The organism is Sorangium sp. So ce394, from assembly GCF_051474665.1.
Taxonomy (GTDB): Bacteria; Myxococcota_A; Polyangia; order Polyangiales; family Polyangiaceae; genus Sorangium; species Sorangium cellulosum_D.
Genome location: NZ_CP150339.1, coordinates 8,965,198 through 8,983,067, shown reverse-complemented (window position 1 = coordinate 8,983,067; position 17,870 = coordinate 8,965,198). Strand labels below are relative to the sequence as shown.

Here is a 17,870-nt window from a genome sequence, read left to right as displayed (position 1 = left end):
ATCCTCCGCAGCCGGTGCGGCGCGCGCACACCCCGAAAGGCGATGGGGGCATGCGACCCCGCGAGGCCCTCTGCCCGCCTACTTGGCGAAGGCCGACCCATTCCAGACGTACCGCGCCGGCTGCGCTCCCCCCCACGGCAGGAGCAGCGGCTCGAAGCCGCCGACGGGGCCCTTGTCCTGGTTGAACGGATACGTCTGCTCCGTCCACTCGACGGCCCGCCCGGGGGCGAGCTCGATCCCCACCTTGTCGTCCGCGCGCACGAACTTGAGCTCGCCGACGATCTTCTTGTCGCCGATGCTGCGCCCGACCTCGGCCGCGAAGACCCGCTGGATGCCCTCGCCCTCCAGCCGGAAGATGAGCACCACGTCGCGGTCCACGGTCGCGGCGCCCGCCTCCTTGGGCGCCGCCGCGCGGACGGTGCCGTGGACGATGATCTCCGCCTTGCCGTCGCCGGTGAGATCGAGCGCGCGCACCGAGCGGATGTCGCCCGGCGCGGCGAACTGCGCCAGCGTCATGAACGCGTACCCCGCGCCGCCCCGGAAGCCCTTGCCGAACACCACGAGGTCGCGGTCGTGCAGGAGCACCCGCTCGGGCTCGCGACCCCCGGCCACGTCGGCGCCGAGGTCGAACCGCGGCTTGCTCGACGACGCCGCGCGGTCGCGCCGGTAGAGCGCGTACACCTTGTCGAGCATCTCGGCCGGCGACAGCCCGGCCGGCTTCGCCGCGACCCGCGGCTCCTCGGCCCGCGCCGCCGCAGGGCGCGCGGCCGCGGCCGGCGCCTGCCGCTGCTCGCTCGCCTTCGTGAACACCCCGCCGTTCAGCTTGTAGAGCTGCGACTTGATCGATCCCCACGGCAAGAGCAGCGGGTCGTACGTCTGCTCCACCCCCTCCGCGTAGTTGCTCGCGTCGTACCGGGTCGCCTTGCCCGGCTCGATGCGGATCGCCATCTTCGCGCCGTCGGGCACGAACTCGACGTCGTTGACGACCGAGCCCTTGTCCGTCGAGATCGCGATCTCGTGCTGGAAGATCGGCTTCGGCGTGTCGCCGGCGCCGAACTGCAGCACGTGCATCACCTCGCGGTACTTGGCGCCGGTGCCCGTGCGCTTCCTCAGGATGAGCTCGGCCTGGCCGTCGCCCGTCAGGTCGCGCGCCGTGAGCGACGGGACCATCCCCTCGCTGGCGTCGACCCCGAGGTCCTCGAAGTAGTACTGCGCGCCCTTCCGGAACCCGGGGCCGAGGACGACCAGGTACCGCTCGTACACGGTCACCCGCTCCCGCATCGCGTCGCCGGCGACGTCGGCGACGAGGTCGTACTTCGGGGCGCTGCGGATGCCCTTGCTCCTCAGCAGGCCGTCGATGACCGCGAGCTCGGGCTCGGTCGCGAGCGGCGACAGCGACGCGTACGCCTCCGAGGCGGCGCTGCCGACGATCGCGTCGACCCCGCCGGCGCCGTCGGCGTCGTGGACGAAGAGCCCCGCCCGCAGCCCGACCCGGGTCGTCGCCGCCTCGGGGAACGCCGACCAGGGGACGCTCGCCTCGAGCGTGTACCCGCCGGCCCGGGGCGCCTCGATCACCTTCGCCCCCGCCGCCTCCTTGCCGCCCGGCAGCTTCACGATGCCCCGGCTCTTGCCCGGCTGTCCCGGGTAGAGCGCGACCTCCTGGACCTTCCCGCCCGGGAAGCCGAGGACGAGCTTCACGTGGTCCGCGCCGCCGCGCAGCGCGTCATCGGTCACGTCGGCCGCCACGTAGACCCGCGCGTCGTCGTAGGCGATGGCCACCTGCGCGGCGAGGTCGGCCTTGCTCGGCTTGCCCTTCACCTTGACGCCGAGGGAGGTGAGCGCCACCGGCCACTCCTTCGGGACTCCATCGAGCTTGAGCCACTTCGACTCGACGAGCGGCGCCGCGATCGGCGCGCCGGCGGCGAGGGCGGGGGAGGGCGCCGCGGCTGCCAGGGCGACCAGCGCGGCCGGCGCGAGCGCGGCGAGTCGAGAACCGAGGGCAGGCGCCCCCGGCGCACGGAGGGAAGGTGTTCTACGTCTCATAAGCTCGGGTTTGGACGCCTCTCCGCGCCCGCTTGTTCTTACCACGAGCACTTTGTTTCCGGATCGCTCAGCGCGCGGGGGGCCCGCGGCCGCCGCGGCGCCCGAGGCCGCTCCGCCGTCGCGCGAAAACAGCGCCCCGGCGGCGACCTCGGCGCGGCGGGGTGGCGACCGCTGCGCGGCGGGGTGGCGACCGCTGCGCGGCGGGGTGGCGACCTCGCCGCGGCGGGCGAGGGGCCGGCGGCGCCGGCCCATGTCAGGGGATCAGCGCGGGTCGGCGGAGGCGGGGAGGCGGGCGGGGCCGGCGTCGACCGGCCGGATCCGGCGGTACACGAGCTTCGCGATCTCGACGGCCGGCACGATGAGCGCCGAGAGGACGAGCAGGACCATCCACTCGTGCGACGACATCGCGTACGTGCGGAAGACCGGGCGCAGCGCGGGCACGAGCAGCGCGATCAGGTGGATCGCCGCGCTGGCCGCCACCGCCACGAGGAGCGGGAGGCTGACGAGCGGCTTCGACGCGAAGATCGAGATCACCGGGCTGCGGCAGCTCCAGGCGTGGAAGAGCGGCGACAGCGCGAGCAGCGAGAAGGCGACGGCGCGCGTGCGGAGCAGCGCCTCCTCGGTCTGCTCCGACGTGGCGTAGAGCGCCACGGCCGCGAGCCCCATGAACGCGCCGACGTAGAGGATGCCGAGGTAGTCGCGCTTGACGAGCAGGCCCTCGTCGCGCGGCCGCGGCGCCTCGGACATGAGCTGCGGATCCGGCGGATCGATGCCGAGCGCGAGCGCCGGCAGGCCGTTCGTCACGAGGTTGATCCAGAGGATCATGAGCGGCGTCAGCGGAGGCCACTTGCCGAAGAACGAGACCACGAACACGGCCACGAGCAGGCCCATGTTCGACGAGAGGAGGAAGAAGATGAACTTCTGGATGTTGCGGTAGATGGCGCGCCCCTCGCGCACCGCCTCGACGATGGTCGCGAAGTTGTCGTCCGCGAGCACGAGGTCCGCCGCCTGCCGCGCCACGTCCGTGCCGCCGCGCCCCATCGCCACGCCGATGTGCGCCTCGCGGAGCGCGGGCGCGTCGTTCACGCCGTCGCCGGTCATCGCCACGATGTGGCCGTGCGCCTTGAACGCCCGCACGAGCCGGAGCTTCTGCTCCGCCGTCGTCCGCGCGAAGACGCGCAGGTGCATGATCCGCCGTGCGAGCTCCTCGTCGCCCATCGCCGCGAGCTCCGCGCCGCTGAGCGCCTCGTCGCCCTCGTCCCAGAGCCCGATCTCCTTGGCGATCGCGGTCGCGGTGAGCCGGTGGTCGCCCGTGATCATGACGGCGCGGATGCCGGCGCGGCGGCACTCGGCCACCGCCTCCTTCACCCCCTGCCGCGGCGGGTCCATCATCCCGACCAGGCCGAGGAACGTGAGCTCGCGCTCGATGTCGTCCGCGTCGTGGCTGACCCGCACGCGGCGGCAGATCGCGAGCACGCGCAGCGCGGCCTCGCTCATGCGATCGGCCTCGGCGGTGATCGCGCGCCGGTCGTCCTCGGTCAGCGCCCGCACCCCCTTGTCGTCCGCGAACTTCACGCAGAGCGGCAGGAGCACGTCGACGCTCCCCTTCACGTGCGCGATCTCGCGGCCGCGCTCGTCCCGCGTGATCACCGTCATCCGCTTGCGATCGCTGTCGAAGGGCAGCTCGTGCACGAACGCGTGCGACGGCGCCACCGACTCGCGCGACTGGCCGCCCTTCGCGGCCAGCGTGAGCAGCGCCCCCTCGGTCGGGTCGCCGACGATGTTCCAGCGGCCCGTCGCCTGGTCCTCGTTCAGCGACGCGTTGTTGCAGAGCGCGACGGTCGCGAGCAGGTAGCTGAGGGGCGCCGACAGGTCGACGACCTCCGCGCCGGCCTCGTCGCGCACCGCGCCGACCGGGTTGTACCCCTCGCCGGACACGGTGTAGCGGTGGCCGCCCGCGTACACGTTGCGCACGGTCATCTCGTTCTGGGTGAGCGTGCCCGTCTTGTCCGACGCGATGATCGTCGCGGCGCCGAGCGTCTCGACCGCGGGCAGCTTGCGCACGATCGCCCCGCGCTTCGCCATGCGCTGCATCCCGAGCGCGAGCGTGATCGTCGTGATCGCGGGCAGCCCCTCGGGGATGGCGGCCACGGCGAGGCTCACGCCCTCGAGCAGGAGCTCGTGCCACGGCCGCCCGCCCCGGATGAACCCCCAGCCGAGCAGCACCGCGGAGAGCGCCAGGCACACCCGCAGGATGATCGCGCCGAAGCGATCGAGGCGCTCCTCGAGGGGCGTCTTCTGCTCGCCGACCGAGCGGATCATCTCGCCGATGCGGCCGAGCTCGGTGTTCACGCCGGTCGCGGTCACGACCGCGCGCCCCTTGCCGCGCACGACGCTCGTGCCGGTGAAGATCATCGTCACGCGGTCGCCGAGCGGCGCGTCGCGCGCGACCGGGGCGAGGGCGTCCTTGACCGCGGCCGCGCTCTCGCCCGTCAGCGCCGCCTCCTCGGTCGCGAGGCTGATCGTCTGCACGAGCCGCGCGTCGGCCGGGACCGCGTCGCCCGCCTCGAGCTCGAGGATGTCGCCGGGCGCGACGTCCTCGGCCGCGATGACCACGGTCTTGCCGCCGCGGCGCACGCGCGCGTTCGGCGCGCTGAGCTTCTGGAGCGCCTCGAGGGCCGCCTCCGCGCGCCGCTCCTGGTAGTAGCCGAGGAACGCGTTCAGGATGACGATGAGCAGGATGGCGATCGCGTCGCCGAACCTGTGGAGGAAGCTCTCGTGCTTCTCGGCCGTGAAGCCGACGACCACGGCGATCGTCGCCGCGGCGAGCAGCGTGAGGACGAGCGGGTTCGCGAACTGCTCGAGGATGCGGACGAGCGCGCTCTTCTTCTTCGTCTCGGGCAGGAGGTTCTTCCCGTGCTCCGCGAGGCGCTTCTGCGCTTCGGCCTCGGAGAGGCCGCCGGACGAGCTGACGCCGACGCGCTCGAGGAAGGCGCCGACCTCTTCGGCGTGTACGGGGACGGGAGCGGCGGGGGCGGCGTTCGATTCGGGACGGCGGAGCGCCGTAGCGGCTTGGCTCATGGGCGGGCGTGCTCTAGCGCTTCATCCTGGCTTGTTCACGTTGTTCTTCGGCCTCGAGCTCCGCGATGGCCGCCGCGAGCTCGTCCTGCTCGGCCTGGGGCATGCCGGTCGGCGCGCCGCCCGCGCCGGCCACGCGCACCTGCGGCGGCGTGGCCGCGGGCGGCGGCTCGGGCGGGAGCACGCCCATCTTCCGCTTGAGCGCGAGCAGCTCCTCGTCCGCGCCCGCCGTCGCCTCGAGCTGCCCGAACCGGTGCGCCAGCGTGTCGCCCGTGTACTGCTCGGCGATCTCCCCGGCGGCCTCCGCCTCGGCCTCGATCTGGTCGATTTTGTTCGACATCCGGTCGAACGTCTCGAAGGCGGAGGCGTTGTTGAGACCGCTCATGGTCTCCTGGATCGCCTTCTGCGCCTCGGCCCGCTTCTTCCGGGCGATGAGCACGTTCTTCTTGCGCTTCGCCTCCTCGATCTTGTTGTTGAGGAGGCGCAGGGCCGTCTTCAGCTGGTCGACCGCCTGCTTCTGCTTCTGCCACTGGTCCTTGTAGGTCGCGGCGAGCTGGTCGTGCTCCTTCTTGCGGTTCAGCGCCTCCTTGGCCAGCGCGTCGTCGCCCGCCTTGATGGCGAGCATCGCCCGGCGCTCCCACTCCGCGGCGTTGGCCGCCTCTTGCTCGGCCTGCTTCGCCAGCCGCTTCTCGTCGGCGATCGAGACGGCGACCTGCTTCTTCGCCTCGATCAGCTGGTTTGCCATGTCGATGACGACCTGGTTCAGCATCTTCTCGGGGTCCTCCGAGCGGCTGATGAGGTCGTTCAGGTTCGACTTGATGAGGGTCGCAAGGCGCGCGAAAATTCCCATAGATCAGCTCCAACTCTCGGGTAGCGCAGGGTCGAAAGGCGCGGCAGGTCAGCTCAGCGCGAGATCGTGCAGCACGGGGACGTGGCGGGCGAGCGCGAGATCGATGTCGCTCAGGATCGCCTCGAGCTCGTTCATGTCGAGGTTCTCGAGCTCCAGCGCCGCCGACAGGACGATGGTGCCGGCCTCGATCCCGTACGAAGCATGCATCAGGTCGGTCGCGTTGTACTCGAGCAGGCGGCGGAAGAGCTTGGTCTGGTGGGCGTCGTCGGCGGGCACGGGGCCGATCGAGACGCGCACCGCCACGATGGGTGGATCGATGCGGATCGCGATCGGCGGCGCGCCTGCGCCCCCCGAGACGAGGTAGGTACCGGCATCGTTCTCGAACCGGCGATCGAGCTGCAGGAGATAGGTTTCGACGTCCTCGGCTGTGCGCGGCATGGCGCGGCGAGCCTACAGAATCATGGCGCATCGGGCTAGTGCCGCCGCCGCTCGGGTTCTCCCGGGATTCCGCGCTGCGGCGCGGGCTCGGGCCGCGCCCGCCGAGCGCGCCCCGCGCGGCCGTGGTCCTCCGAACCGACGTGCGCCGGGCGCCGGCTTCCTTGGGCGCGCCCGCCGGCGCGGCGCCTCGTCCGTTTCGTGCTCGCTCCGCGCGCAGCCGCGCCGTGCCGTGCCGTGCCGTGCCGTGCCGCGTGCGGGCACCCGCGCCGCGCGGTCGCCGCTGCCGCTTCGCTCCGCGAGCCGCCGCGAGCCGCTGCGCCGCCGCGATCCGCGCCGCCGCGAGCCGCTGCGCCGCCGCGATCCGCGCCGCCGCGAGCCGCTGCGCCGCCGCGATCCGCGCCGCCGCTTCGCGCGCCTGACGTGATCGGTTCCGCTCGCTCCGGGAATCACGGGGTTTACCTGGACGCTCGCTTTTTTCTCACCTGTTTCGGGTTCGCGGTGGTACGGTCCCGATCCAGGTTACGTGGCGATCCACCCGGGCGACGTTGTTGCTGGCTACCGAGTCACCCGCTTGCTCGGGCGGGGGGGCATGGGCGAAGTCTGGGCGGCGACACGGGAATCGGACATGCAGCAGGTCGCCATCAAGGTCCTGCTCGCGCGCGCCGCGATGAAGCCCGACCTCGTGCGGCGCTTCGACCGCGAGGCCAAGATCGCCTCGGCGATCAAGAGCCCGTACGTCTGCCAGCTGCTCGAGGTCGGCGAGACCGAGGACGGCGCGCACCTGCTCGTGTTCGAGCAGCTCGACGGCGAGTCGCTCGCGGACCGGCTGAAGCGCGAGCAGTACCTGCCCTTCAGCGAGGTCGGCCCGATCATCGACGACGTCCTCCAGGGGCTCGTGGCGGCGCACGCCGCCGGCGTCATCCACCGCGACCTCAAGCCCGGCAACATCTACCTCGAGCACCTCGGCCTGCCCGATCGGCGCGAGCGCGCGAAGATCCTCGACTTCGGCATCTCCAAGCTCACCCGGCGCGAGAAGGAGGAGCCGACGCTCACCGCCTTCGACGCGACGCTGGGCTCGTTCGCGTACATGGCGCCGGAGCAGGTGCGCGGCGCGGCGCGGGCCGACGAGCGGGCGGACATCTACGCGGTCGGCGCGGTGGCCTTCCGCGCCCTGTCCGGGCGGCTGCCCTTCGAGGGCGCGACGGCCGCGGTGCTCGTCGCGATGAAGCTCGACCGCCCGGCGCCGTCGCTCGCCGAGGCGACCGGCGAGAAGTGGCCGGTGGGCATCGAGCGCTTCCTCGAGCGGGCGCTCGATCGCCGGCGCGAGGGTCGCTTCAGCACCGCGGCCGAGGCGCTCGCGAGCTGGCGCGCCATCCAGCCCGCGAACATCACGCGCGCGGTGCGCCGCTCGCAGCGGAGCCGGTACCCCTCGGAGCTGCCCGAGGCGTTCCTGGAGGACAACCCCACGGTCGTCGACGGCCCCCCGACGATGACCGAGAACGGCGGCTTCGCCGATGTCGGCCCGAGCTCGATGCCGCCGCCGCCGAGCAGGACCGGGGGCTCGATGCCGCCGCCGCCGAGCAGGACCGGGGGCTCGATGCCGCCGCCGCCGAGCAGGACCGGGGGCTCGGTGCCCCCGCCGCCGCCGAGCAGATCCGGCGCGGTGCCCCCGCCGCCGCCGAGCAGATCCGGCGCGGTGCCCCCGGCGGCGCCGAGCAGGTCCGGCGCGGTGCCGCCGGCGCCGCCGAGCAGGTCCGGCGCGGTGCCGCCGGCGCCGCCGAGCAGGTCCGGCGCGGTGCCGCCTGCGCCGCCGAGCAGGTCGGCGCGGTGCCGCCTGCGCCGCCGAGCAGGTCCGGCGCGGTGCCGCCGGCGCCGCCGAGCAGGTCTGGCGCGGTGCCGCCTGCGCCGCCGAGCAGGTCTGGCGCGGTGCCGCCTGCGCCGCCGAGCAGGTCTGGCGCGGTGCCGCCGCCGAGCAGGTCCGGCGCGGTGCCGCCTGCGCCGCCGAGCAGGACGGGGGCCGCAGAGATTCCCCGGCCGGAGGGCCCACCTTCGCGCCGCAAGACAGAGAGGCATTGAGTTGCTCGACGCCACGGTAGGCACGAAGAACAGGGTCGAGGTGCGCGGCGGGCGCATCCGCCCGACGAAGTCGTCGGCCGCTCGCGGCGGCGGATGGCTGGAGATCGGCACCGATCCCGTCATCGTGGGCCGCAACGCGGCCTGCCAGCTGGTCCTCGACGACGCCAAGGTGAGCGCGGTGCACGCCGAGTTCGTCGCCACCGAGCAGGGCGTCCGCGTGCGCGACCTCGACAGCAGGAACGGGACGTTCGTCGGCGGCGTGCGGGTCGGCGACATCTACCTGCTCACGAGCACGAAGCTGCGGCTCGGCGAGACCGAGATCCAGTTCGAGCCGCTGCGCCCCGAGCGCATCACGGTGTCGGCCATCCCGCAGTTCGGCCCGCTCGTGGCGAGCAGCCCCGGGATGCGCGCCATCTTCGAGCGCCTCTCCAAGATGGCGCCGACCGATCTCACGGTGCTCATCACGGGCGAGACCGGGACGGGCAAGGAGCTCGTCGCCCAGGCGCTGCACCAGGCGAGCGCCCGCTCGAAGAAGCCGTTCGTGGTCGTCGACTGCGGCTCGATCCCGCCGACGCTCGCCGAGGCGACGCTCTTCGGCCACGAGCGCGGCGCGTTCACCGGGGCGGTCGACAAGCGCCTCTCGCCGTTCATCGAGGCGGACGGCGGCACGATCTTCCTCGACGAGCTCGGCGAGCTGCCGCTCGAGGTGCAGCCGAAGCTCCTCCGCGCGCTCGCCGAGCGCCGCATCAAGAGCGTCGGCGGGTCGAGCTACCGCGAGGTCGACGTGCGGGTGCTCGCGGCGACGCGCCGCGACCTCGTGCGCGCGGTCAACGGCGGCAACTTCCGGAGCGACCTCTATTTCCGCGTCGCGCAGATCAAGATCGAGCTGCCGGCGCTCCGGCAGCGCGTGGAGGACATCCCGGTGCTCGTCCGCCGGATGCTGAAGGATCTCGGCGACGAGACCGCCTATGAGCGCGTCTCGAACAGCACGCTCGAGCGGCTGATGCGGCACGACTGGCCGGGCAACGTCCGCGAGCTCAGGAACGCGGTCGCCGTCGCGTTCGCGCTCGCGGGCGAGGGCGAGGAGATCGACATCGCGGCGCACCTCGGCGCGCTCACCGAGACGCCGGTGCACGGCAACTCGTCGCCCTCGATCCACCCGGCCGCCGGCGGCGGCGGCGGCGCGTTCAACGGCTCGTTCGCCTCGCTGAAGGGCCGCCAGTTCCAGGAGGCGAAGCGCGACGTGCTCGCGCGGTTCGAGCGCGACTATTTCGCCGCCCTGTCCGAGGAGGCGAAGGGCAACGTCAGCGAGATGGCGCGGCGCGCGGGCATGGAGCGGGCGCACGTGCGGGCTTACCTTCGCCGCCACGGCATCGGCGCGAAGCAGGAACAGGAGTGAGCGCCGCGGCGCGGCGCGCGGTCGGCCGGCGCTCGGGGTGAGCCGCCCTGCCGGCTGCCGCGTGCGTCGCACGAGGCGCAGGATCCTACTTAGTTAGACTGACGAACTTGTTCGCGGGCCATGAGGCTCAGGCCGCGGGGAGGCCCTGCCGACTGCTGCGTGCACCGCAGTCACACGGCAGCGGCTTTTTCGTCCCTGCCGGACGGCGCGCTCTCGTCGGTCTCGAACAGCCCCTCCAGCTCCTGCGCGGCCTGCCTCGCGGCCTCGATGAGCTTGGCCTCGTCGTTGTGGACCGCGTGCCCGCGGAGGAGCACCCGTTCGTCGTGGGCCCTGAACCGCTCGACGATCGCCTGGGCGTCCGGCGCGCGCATCCCGAGGCCCTCCAGCACGCGCGCCGCCACCTCGAGCGACGACCGGAACGTCTCCCGCTCGAGCAGCTCCACCCCGATATCCATGAGCTGGTACGCGTGCTGGCGGTTGCGGGCGCGCGCGTAGATCTTGAGCTCCGGGAAGTGCCGCTTCACGATCTCTGCCGTCTTCACCGAGGACGCGACGTCGTCGATCGCCAGCACGAAGATCTTCGCCTTGTCGGCGCGCGCGGCGCGGAGCAGGTCGAGCCGGGAGGCGTCGCCGTAATAGATCTTGTTGCCGTACTTGCGGACGAAGTCGACCTGCGTGGCGCTCGCGTCGAGCGCGGTGAAGGGGATCTTCCTCGTGCGGAGGACGCGGGAGACGATCTGGCCGAAGCGGCCGTATCCGGCGATGATGACCTGGGGGTCGCCGTCCTCGATCGCGTCGAACTCCCGCGCTGGGCCGGCACGCCGCCATCGCTGGAGGAGCAGGTCGCCGAGCGCGATGACGAGCGGCGTGAGCGCCATGGACAGGGTGACCACGACGACGAGGAGGTCGGCGAGGAGCCTGTCCATGATGCCCTGCCCCGCGGCCAGCCCGAAGAGGACGAAGGCGAACTCGCCCCCCTGCGGGAGCGCGAGCGCGAGGTCGCGCGCGGAGCCCACGGCGTGCCCGCTCGCCCTGCCGAGGACGAACAGGACGGCGGCCTTGAGCGCCATCATGCCGAAGACGAGCCCGAGGACGAGCAGCGGCCGCTCGATGAGCAGGCCGATGTTCGCCGACATGCCGACGGCGATGAAGAACAGCCCCATCAGCAGCCCCTTGAACGGCTCGATGTCGGCCTCGAGCTCGTGGCGGTACTCCGAGTCGGCGAGCAGCACGCCCGCCATGAAGGCGCCGAGCGACATCGACAGGCCGACCTGCACCATGAGGAGCGCCGTGCCGAGCACGACGAGCAGGGCCGCGGCGGTGAAGATCTCGTGGGCGTGGGCGGCGGCGATCGCCCGGAAGACGGGGCGCACGAGGTAGCGGCCGCCGGCGACCACGGCGAGCAGCACGGCCACCGCCTTGAACGACGATGCGAGGGCGCTCCCCTCGGCCGGGGACCCGCCCCCCGGGCCGAGCAGGGGGAGCAGCGCGAGCAGCGGGATGACGGCGAGGTCCTGGAACAGCAGGATCGCGAACGCGGAGCGGCCGTGCTGCGCCTGCATCTGGCCCTTCTCGGCCAGGATCTGCAGCACGAACGCCGTGGACGAGAGCGAGAGCCCGAGGCCGGCGATGGCCGCCGTGTCGGCGCGGTGGCCGAGCGCGACGCCGATGAGCGCGATGAGCGCGCCCGTGACGGCGACCTGCGCGCCGCCGAGCCCGAACACCGCGCGCCGCAGCACCCAGAGCCGCGACGGCTGGAGCTCGAGGCCGATGAGGAAGAGGAGCAGCACCACGCCGAGCTCCGAGAAGTGGAGGATGTTCTCGACGTCGGTGACGATCCGCAGGCCCCAGGGGCCGATGAGCGCGCCTGCGACGAGGTAGCCGAGCACGGCGCCGAGGCCGAGCCGCTTGAACAGCGGCACGGCGACCACGGCGGCGCCGAGAAAGACGGCGGCGTGAGAGAGCAGGCTCATGCGTAGTTGGGTCTCCTTGGGCTCCGCGTCCGGAGCGCGGCTCCGCGTCCGGAGCGCGCGGGAGGTTGCGCCGGACGAGGCGGCGCGCCTAGCGCAAAGCAGGGAGCCCCCGATGCGGGCGGGGCGCCGCGGCCCTACCCTCCGTGGATGACGACGCGCGACGAGATCCGCAGCGCCGGCGGGCCCGGCGGTGCGGCCGCGACGACCGCGATCACCCCCGAGGTCCCGTTCCAGCCGGTGCCCGGGCCGCCTGCGGAGCCAGGGAGACCCGGGCCGGAGATCCTCCCCCCGACCGAGCCGGGGCGAGAGGTGCCGCATCACCCCGAGCCGCCGCGGCCGGAGCGTGAGGTGCCGCACGAGGTCCCGCCCGCCCCGCACGCCCCCGACAAGGGACCGCCGGCGAGCCCCGAGGTGCCGACGCCGCCGGGCCAGCCGCGGCCGGAGATCCTCGTGCGGCGCGCCTCGGCGGTACGGGCCGGCGCGGCCCCGTGATAAGCACGATCCGCCATGCAGATCGAGCTCATCGCCACGGCAAGCGAAGATTCCGCGTACCTGCCCCGGGTGGGGCTCGGCACCCTCGCGGCGCTCACGCCCCCCGAGGACGAGGTCATCTACACCGACGACGTCGTGCAGCCCTTCGATCTCCAGCGCGACGTCAAGGACGTCGATCTCGTCGGCATCAGCGTCGACAGCAAGACCGCGCGCCGGAGCTACGATATCGCCGCCGCTTATCGCAGGCGCGGCGTCAAGGTGGTGCTCGGGGGCATCCACCCCACGGCCTGCCCCGACGAGGCGATGCAGCACGCGGACGCCGTCGTGGTCGGCGAGGCGGAGGACGCGTGGCCCGTCCTGCTCGCGGACGCGAAGCGCGGTGAGCTCAAACCGATCTACCGTCCGGAGCTGCCGAACCTGGCCGGCAGGCCCCCGCCGCGGCGCGATCTGTTCACCTCCAAGAAGTACATCCCGTTCCAGGTCGTGCAGACGATGCGCGGCTGCCCTTACCCGTGCGAGTTCTGCAGCGTGTCGACGGCGAACGGCACCACGATGCGGTTCCGCCCGACCGACGAGGTGCTGAGCGAGCTCAGGTCGCTCGGCAAGCTCATCATGTTTGCGGACGACAACGTGATGATCCACCGGGCCTACTCGAAGGAGCTGTTCACCCGGATGGTGCCGCTGAAGAAGCACTGGATCGGCCAGTGCTCGCTCGCCGCGGTCAAGCGCCTCGAGAACGTGAAGCTCATGGCCGAGAGCGGGTGCAAGGCGCTCTTCATCGGCTTCGAGAGCATCGACGAGGAGACGGTCAAGTTCACCGGCAAGCGGCAGAACCGGCCCTCGCAGTACAAGGAGACGATGGCGATGCTCCACGATCACGGCATCTCGGTCTGGGGGAGCTTCGTCTTCGGTTTCGACACGGACGATCCCGAGGTGTTCGATCGCACCGTGGAGTTCGGCATCGACATGAAGCTGACGATGGCGCTGTATGCCATCCTCACCCCGTACCCGGCGACGCAGCTGTACCGCCGCCTGAAGGCGGAGGGGCGCCTCACGGACGAGCGCTGGTGGCTGCGCCGCGACCACGACGCCGGCTCACCGTATTTCGTGCCCAAGCAGATGTCCCGGGAGCGGCTCCGGGAGGGCTGGGTGTCGGCGTGGACGAAATTCTACGCGCCTTCCTCGATATGGCGCAGGTTTACCCTGACGCGACAGTCGAGCTGGATTCAGCTGGCCGGCTTCTTTCCGCTGAATTTCATGCAGCACACGCTGGCGCACCGGAAGATCGCGGGCGGCGAGCAGCGCTTCCGGTCCGGCGTGCACATCGAGGAGACGGCCGCTCCGCCCGCGGCGCAGCCGCAGCAGGGGCCGCAGCCGCCGCAGCCGGCGAGGGCCAAGGGCGGCCGGCAGCTGCCGATCGTCGGATAGCGTCCTCCGGCGGCCGGGGCGCGTCCGTCCCGCATTGGCTGCCTGCAAGCGGCACTGCAACGCCACAGCGCTCTCCAGGGTTGCCGTGACGCGGTGTTCCGGCGCGGCGCTCCTCGGCGCGACAGGACGCCGCGCGTCGACGGCGGGAGCGCCCGCGGCCTTCGCCGAGCGCCCGCGGCCTTCGTCGAGCGCCCGCGGCCTTCGCCGAGCGCCCGCGGCCTTCGTCGAGCGCCCGCGGCCTCGCGATCGCCGCAGCTCGCCTGACATGTGAGCCTGTCGACGGCGTCTGGATCAGCGGCGGCGCACCATTCGCGGGCCGCATTTCCCTGCTGCGCTACAGTGCAGTTGTCGGTTGCTGATTTTGCTACACTCGCGTGAGCTCTGAATGCCGGGGTGGCGGGCGGGGGTGGATCCGCTTGATCACCGCATTGCCCTCGAATGGAGGTCTCATGGGTCGACTTCGTTTCTCGTCCTCGCTCCTCATCCTCGTGGGCGCTGCGGTGTCGAGCGCCGGCATCGCGGCTGGCTGCAGCGCGACGGGCAAGCCCGGCGCGTTCAACCCGAGCGGAGGTGGCGACACCGGGGTGGCGGCGGCGGGCGGCCTGGGCGGCGCTGGCGGCGAGGCGGGAGAGGGCAGCGGGGTCGGCGGCCTCGACGGGCTGGGCGGGCTGCTCAACACCGATGGAGGGCAGGAGAACACCCCCGACGTGACGGTGAACCCGTGCGGGAGCGCGTGCGGCGACAAGGAGCTGTGCGCCGGCGCCAACCTCGGCCTGGACGACGATTGCGACGGCGAGATCGACGAGGAGTGCCCCTGCGTCCCCGGCCAGGCGCACTCCTGCTTCCGCGGGGATCCGTCGTTCCGGGACGCCGAGGGCTGCTACCCCGGCTCCCAGCTCTGCGACGAGACCGGCACGTGGGGCCCGTGCGTCGGCGGCGTGCACGCCGACGAGGGCTGCTATTCGAACAGCGCCATCGCGTGCCACCCGATCCAGGCGCCGCCGTTCGCCGACGTCGATCTCAAGCCGGGCACGGGCATCTTCAGCGCGGATGCGGTCGCGGGCTCCGAGGTGTGGACGGTGGAGTGCCCCGAGGGCGTCGACCCGTGCCCCGGCGTGGGCGGATCGGACCCGGCGGACGATTTCAAGCCGCTGCAATCGGGCGAGTATACGGTCACGTACACGAAGCGCGTCGCGAGCGGCGAGACCCAGAGCTGCCATTACCCGCTCTTCGTCGGCGCGGGCGGCCTGCGCGTCGAGCTCCAGTGGGAGCACGACTTCGGCAACGTCGATCTCGACCTGCACCTGCACAAGCCGAACAACACGCAGCCCTGGTCGACGTCGGGCTCGCCCGCGGACTGCGGCTGGAACAACTGCACCATCGAGCAATTCGTGGACTCCACGGAGATCCGCTGGTTCAGCAACACCGCGACGCCGCCGGATCCGGTGAACTGGTACCTCGACCCGGTGGAGAGCAACAACACGTGCTTCTTCGCGCCTCGGGGCGTCGGGGAGGATTGGCGCGACTACGAGCGCGGCTGCCACAACCCGCGGCTCGATCTCGACAACCGGGAGTGCGATCCCACGGTGAGCGACCCCGACGACCCGGATTTCTGCGCGCCCGAGAACATCAACATCGACTACCCGCCGAAGGGCCAGTGGATGCGGATCGGCGTGCATTACTACGGTGGCCGGGTGACCAAGGACATCCACCCGCGGATCAAGATCTTCTGCAACAGCACCCTCGGCGCCGACCTCGGGCCCACGGGCTTCTTCAGCCCGGAGCGGCCCGTCACCTTCACGCCCGACGACTCGGGCAGCAGGTTCTGGCTCGTGGCCGACGTGCTCTTCCCCGAGCCCGACGAGTGCGGTCAGGCGAACTGCATCGTCCAGCCGATCTACCGGAATGAGGACACGAAGACGCCGCTCCTCACCACCGAGGCGTACGTCGAGTCGAGCTTCGGTCCCGCCTACCCGTCGCTCCCGTGACCGGCGGGCGCGCCGCGCGCCCCACGGATGGCCCGATCGGCCTGACCCCGGAGGGCGAGGAGCCCTGTGCACACCCCCGAGCGAGCTCGACCGGTCGCTCGACCGGTCGACCGGATGGCACCGCGGCTCGTCGAACGGAGCCTGCCCCCCGCGGCCCGCACGCCGGCGCCCCGAGGCGCACTGCCGCGCTCGCCGGGCCGGTGAATCTGTAGTGGTTCGCCTGATAGTGATTCGCCTGACTCGAAGGCTCCGGAAAACGCTCCTCGCTGGCTCTCGTCGGTTCGTTGTCGCCGACGCCGGACGGAGGCCGTGCTAGGGAGCGCTGCGCGTCGCCTGTCGAGCCCGCAAGCTGTGTTTATCTCTCACCGATGAAGGCCGAGGCATCGTGGGCTGCCATCCCTGCGCGCGCAATCGCGCGCGCCCTCGGGCTGCAGCGTCTCGGCTTTGCTAAGGTACGGTGCTCTTCGCTGTGGCGCTGAGCGGCCGCAGTCTCCCTGCGGCCGCGTGTCGAGGTCCCGAGTGGAGGTCTCATGTTTCGTCATCGTGTCCTGACCGTGTTCCCGGTCGTCATCGCAGCCGCGGCGTCGGGCGTCGGCGTCGCGGCGGGCTGCAGCGCCGAAGGCATACGGTTCGATTTCGACGGGACGCCGGGGGGCAGCGCGAGCGCCGGCGGGTCGGGCGGCGCCGGCGGGGCGGGCCGCCCCGCCGGCGAGCCGGGCGCTCAGACGGGCGGCTCCGACGGCTTCGGCGGCATGCTCAACATCGATGGAGGGACGACCGAGGAGGCGCCCGACGTGGCGGTCAACCCGTGCGGCAGCGCCTGCGGTCCCGTGGAGCTGTGCGGCGTGGATGAGCTCGGCGTGGACCACGACGGGCTCGACGACGACTGCAACGGGATGATCGACGAGACGTGCGCGTGCATCGCGGGCCAGGCGCACTCTTGCTTTCGCGGCGACCCGTCCTTTCGGCACAGCCCGGGGTGCTACCCCGGCACCCAGCTCTGCGACGAGACGGGCACGTGGGGCCCGTGCGTCGGCGGGGTGCACGCGGACGAGGATTGCCACATGAGGGATGCGACGGGGTGCCACCCGATCCAGGCGGCCCCGTTCGCGAACGTCGACCTGAAGGGGGGCACCGGCTCGTTCAGCGGGGATGCGCTCCCGGGCTCCGAGGTCTGGACCGTGGCCTGCCCGCCGGGCGTGGACCCGTGCCCCTCGGTCGGCGGCTCGGGCCCGGCGGACGATTTCAAGCCCCTGCAGTCGGGCGAGTACACGGTCACGTACACGAAGCGCGCGGCGGGCGGCGAGACCGCGACCTGCGCCTACCCGCTGTTCGTCGGCGCCCGCGGCCTGCGCGTCGAGCTCGAGTGGGAGCACGATCCGTACAGCGTCGATCTGGACCTCTACCTCCACAAGCCGAACAACACGCAGCCCTGGACGATCGGCGGCTCGAGCGTCGCGTGCGGCTACGGGAACTGCACGCTCGAGGGCCTGGTGGAGGGCTCGTCCATCCGCTGGTTCGGCGACGACGCGGCGCCGCCCGAGCCGGTGAACTGGTATCTCGATCCGGAGGAGACCAACAACACGTGCTTCTACGCGCCCCGCGGCGTGGGGGACGCGTGGCGCTCCTACGGCCAGGGGTGCCACAACCCGCGGCTCGACCTCGACAACATCGCCTGCCTGCACCGCATCACCGACCCTGACAACCCGAACTTCTGCGCGCCGGAGAACATCAACGTCGACTTCCCGCCGAAGGACGGCTGGATGCGGGTCGCCGTGCACTACTTCGGCGGCACGGCGTCGTTCGACGTGCACCCGCGGATCAAGATCTTCTGCAACGGCGAGCTCGGGGCCGATCTCGGGCCCACCGGCTTCTACGATCCCGAGGCGCCCGTGGCGTTCATCCCGGAGGACTCGGGCGACAGGTTCTGGCTCGTGGCCGACGTCATGTTCCCCGAGCCCGATCCGGGGCAATGCAGCAACCCCACCTGCGTCGTCCGGCCGATCTACCAGGACGAGACGATGAAGACGCCGTTCCTCTCGGACGCGCGGACCGTGGTCAGGCAGTTCGGCCCGCCTTACCCCAGCCTGCCCAGGCCCTGACGT

Annotated in this window: 10 protein-coding genes; 5 read left to right on the top strand and 5 right to left on the bottom strand. The window is 72.1% G+C overall.

The features are described 5' to 3' along the window. Window positions 1-78 precede the first annotated feature (78 nt). The 4 genes from WMF33_RS32895 to WMF33_RS32880 form a co-directional block, all read right to left on the bottom strand. Window positions 79-2,043, bottom strand: coding sequence for a hypothetical protein (locus tag WMF33_RS32895; protein WP_437332338.1), 1,965 nt, complete (start codon window positions 2,041-2,043; stop codon window positions 79-81). Window positions 2,044-2,304: 261 nt separating this feature from the next. Further along, window positions 2,305-5,124: a cation-translocating P-type ATPase gene (locus WMF33_RS32890; RefSeq protein ID WP_437332337.1), complete on the bottom strand. Its 2,820-nt coding sequence runs from the start codon at window positions 5,122-5,124 to the stop codon at window positions 2,305-2,307. Between the two features lie 13 nt (window positions 5,125-5,137). Next, window positions 5,138-5,971, bottom strand: a complete 834-nt coding sequence (locus WMF33_RS32885) for a PspA/IM30 family protein (RefSeq protein ID WP_061626274.1) — start codon at window positions 5,969-5,971, stop codon at window positions 5,138-5,140. 48 nt (window positions 5,972-6,019) lie between these two features. Further along, entirely contained in the window at window positions 6,020-6,409 is a 390-nt protein-coding gene (locus WMF33_RS32880) for a hypothetical protein (RefSeq protein WP_061626275.1), read from the bottom strand. 523 nt (window positions 6,410-6,932) lie between these two features. On the opposite strand from WMF33_RS32880, the gene WMF33_RS32875 reads away from it, so the two are divergent. Continuing rightward, complete coding sequence (locus WMF33_RS32875; RefSeq protein ID WP_437332336.1) at window positions 6,933-9,884, top strand: sigma 54-interacting transcriptional regulator; 2,952 nt, start codon at window positions 6,933-6,935, stop codon at window positions 9,882-9,884. Window positions 9,885-10,054: 170 nt separating this feature from the next. Here WMF33_RS32875 and WMF33_RS32870 read toward each other — a convergent pair whose 3' ends face one another. Further along, window positions 10,055-11,857 (bottom strand): monovalent cation:proton antiporter-2 (CPA2) family protein, encoded by a 1,803-nt coding sequence (locus WMF33_RS32870; protein WP_437332335.1) that lies wholly within the window; start codon window positions 11,855-11,857, stop codon window positions 10,055-10,057. Between the two features lie 147 nt (window positions 11,858-12,004). Here WMF33_RS32870 and WMF33_RS32865 point away from each other — a divergent pair, with 147 nt between their 5' ends. The 4 genes from WMF33_RS32865 to WMF33_RS32850 all read left to right on the top strand — a co-directional run bounded on the left by WMF33_RS32865 (window position 12,005) and on the right by WMF33_RS32850 (window position 17,867). After that, window positions 12,005-12,349: a hypothetical protein gene (locus tag WMF33_RS32865; protein ID WP_437332334.1), complete on the top strand. Its 345-nt coding sequence runs from the start codon at window positions 12,005-12,007 to the stop codon at window positions 12,347-12,349. Window positions 12,350-12,364: 15 nt separating this feature from the next. Continuing rightward, on the top strand, window positions 12,365-13,777 hold the full coding sequence (locus tag WMF33_RS32860) for a B12-binding domain-containing radical SAM protein (protein ID WP_437332333.1): 1,413 nt from the start codon (window positions 12,365-12,367) through the stop codon (window positions 13,775-13,777). A 449-nt stretch (window positions 13,778-14,226) separates the two neighbouring features. Beyond that, window positions 14,227-15,765, top strand: coding sequence for a hypothetical protein (locus WMF33_RS32855; protein WP_437332332.1), 1,539 nt, complete (start codon window positions 14,227-14,229; stop codon window positions 15,763-15,765). A 530-nt stretch (window positions 15,766-16,295) separates the two neighbouring features. Continuing rightward, window positions 16,296-17,867: a hypothetical protein gene (locus tag WMF33_RS32850; protein ID WP_437332331.1), complete on the top strand. Its 1,572-nt coding sequence runs from the start codon at window positions 16,296-16,298 to the stop codon at window positions 17,865-17,867. The last annotated feature ends 3 nt before the right edge of the window (window positions 17,868-17,870 follow it).

Excerpts from the sequence above, each read along its gene's own strand:
- WMF33_RS32895 (WP_437332338.1), bottom strand. The coding sequence starts at position 2,043 with ATGAGACGTAGAACACCTTCCCTCCGTGCGCCGGGGGCGCCTGCCCTC.
- WMF33_RS32890 (WP_437332337.1), bottom strand. The coding sequence starts at position 5,124 with ATGAGCCAAGCCGCTACGGCGCTCCGCCGTCCCGAATCGAACGCCGCC.
- WMF33_RS32885 (WP_061626274.1), bottom strand. The coding sequence starts at position 5,971 with ATGGGAATTTTCGCGCGCCTTGCGACCCTCATCAAGTCGAACCTGAAC.
- WMF33_RS32880 (WP_061626275.1), bottom strand. The coding sequence starts at position 6,409 with ATGCCGCGCACAGCCGAGGACGTCGAAACCTATCTCCTGCAGCTCGAT.
- WMF33_RS32870 (WP_437332335.1), bottom strand. The coding sequence starts at position 11,857 with ATGAGCCTGCTCTCTCACGCCGCCGTCTTTCTCGGCGCCGCCGTGGTC.
- WMF33_RS32865 (WP_437332334.1), top strand. The coding sequence starts at position 12,005 with ATGACGACGCGCGACGAGATCCGCAGCGCCGGCGGGCCCGGCGGTGCG.
- WMF33_RS32860 (WP_437332333.1), top strand. The coding sequence starts at position 12,365 with ATGCAGATCGAGCTCATCGCCACGGCAAGCGAAGATTCCGCGTACCTG.
- WMF33_RS32855 (WP_437332332.1), top strand. The coding sequence starts at position 14,227 with ATGGGTCGACTTCGTTTCTCGTCCTCGCTCCTCATCCTCGTGGGCGCT.
- WMF33_RS32850 (WP_437332331.1), top strand. The coding sequence starts at position 16,296 with ATGTTTCGTCATCGTGTCCTGACCGTGTTCCCGGTCGTCATCGCAGCC.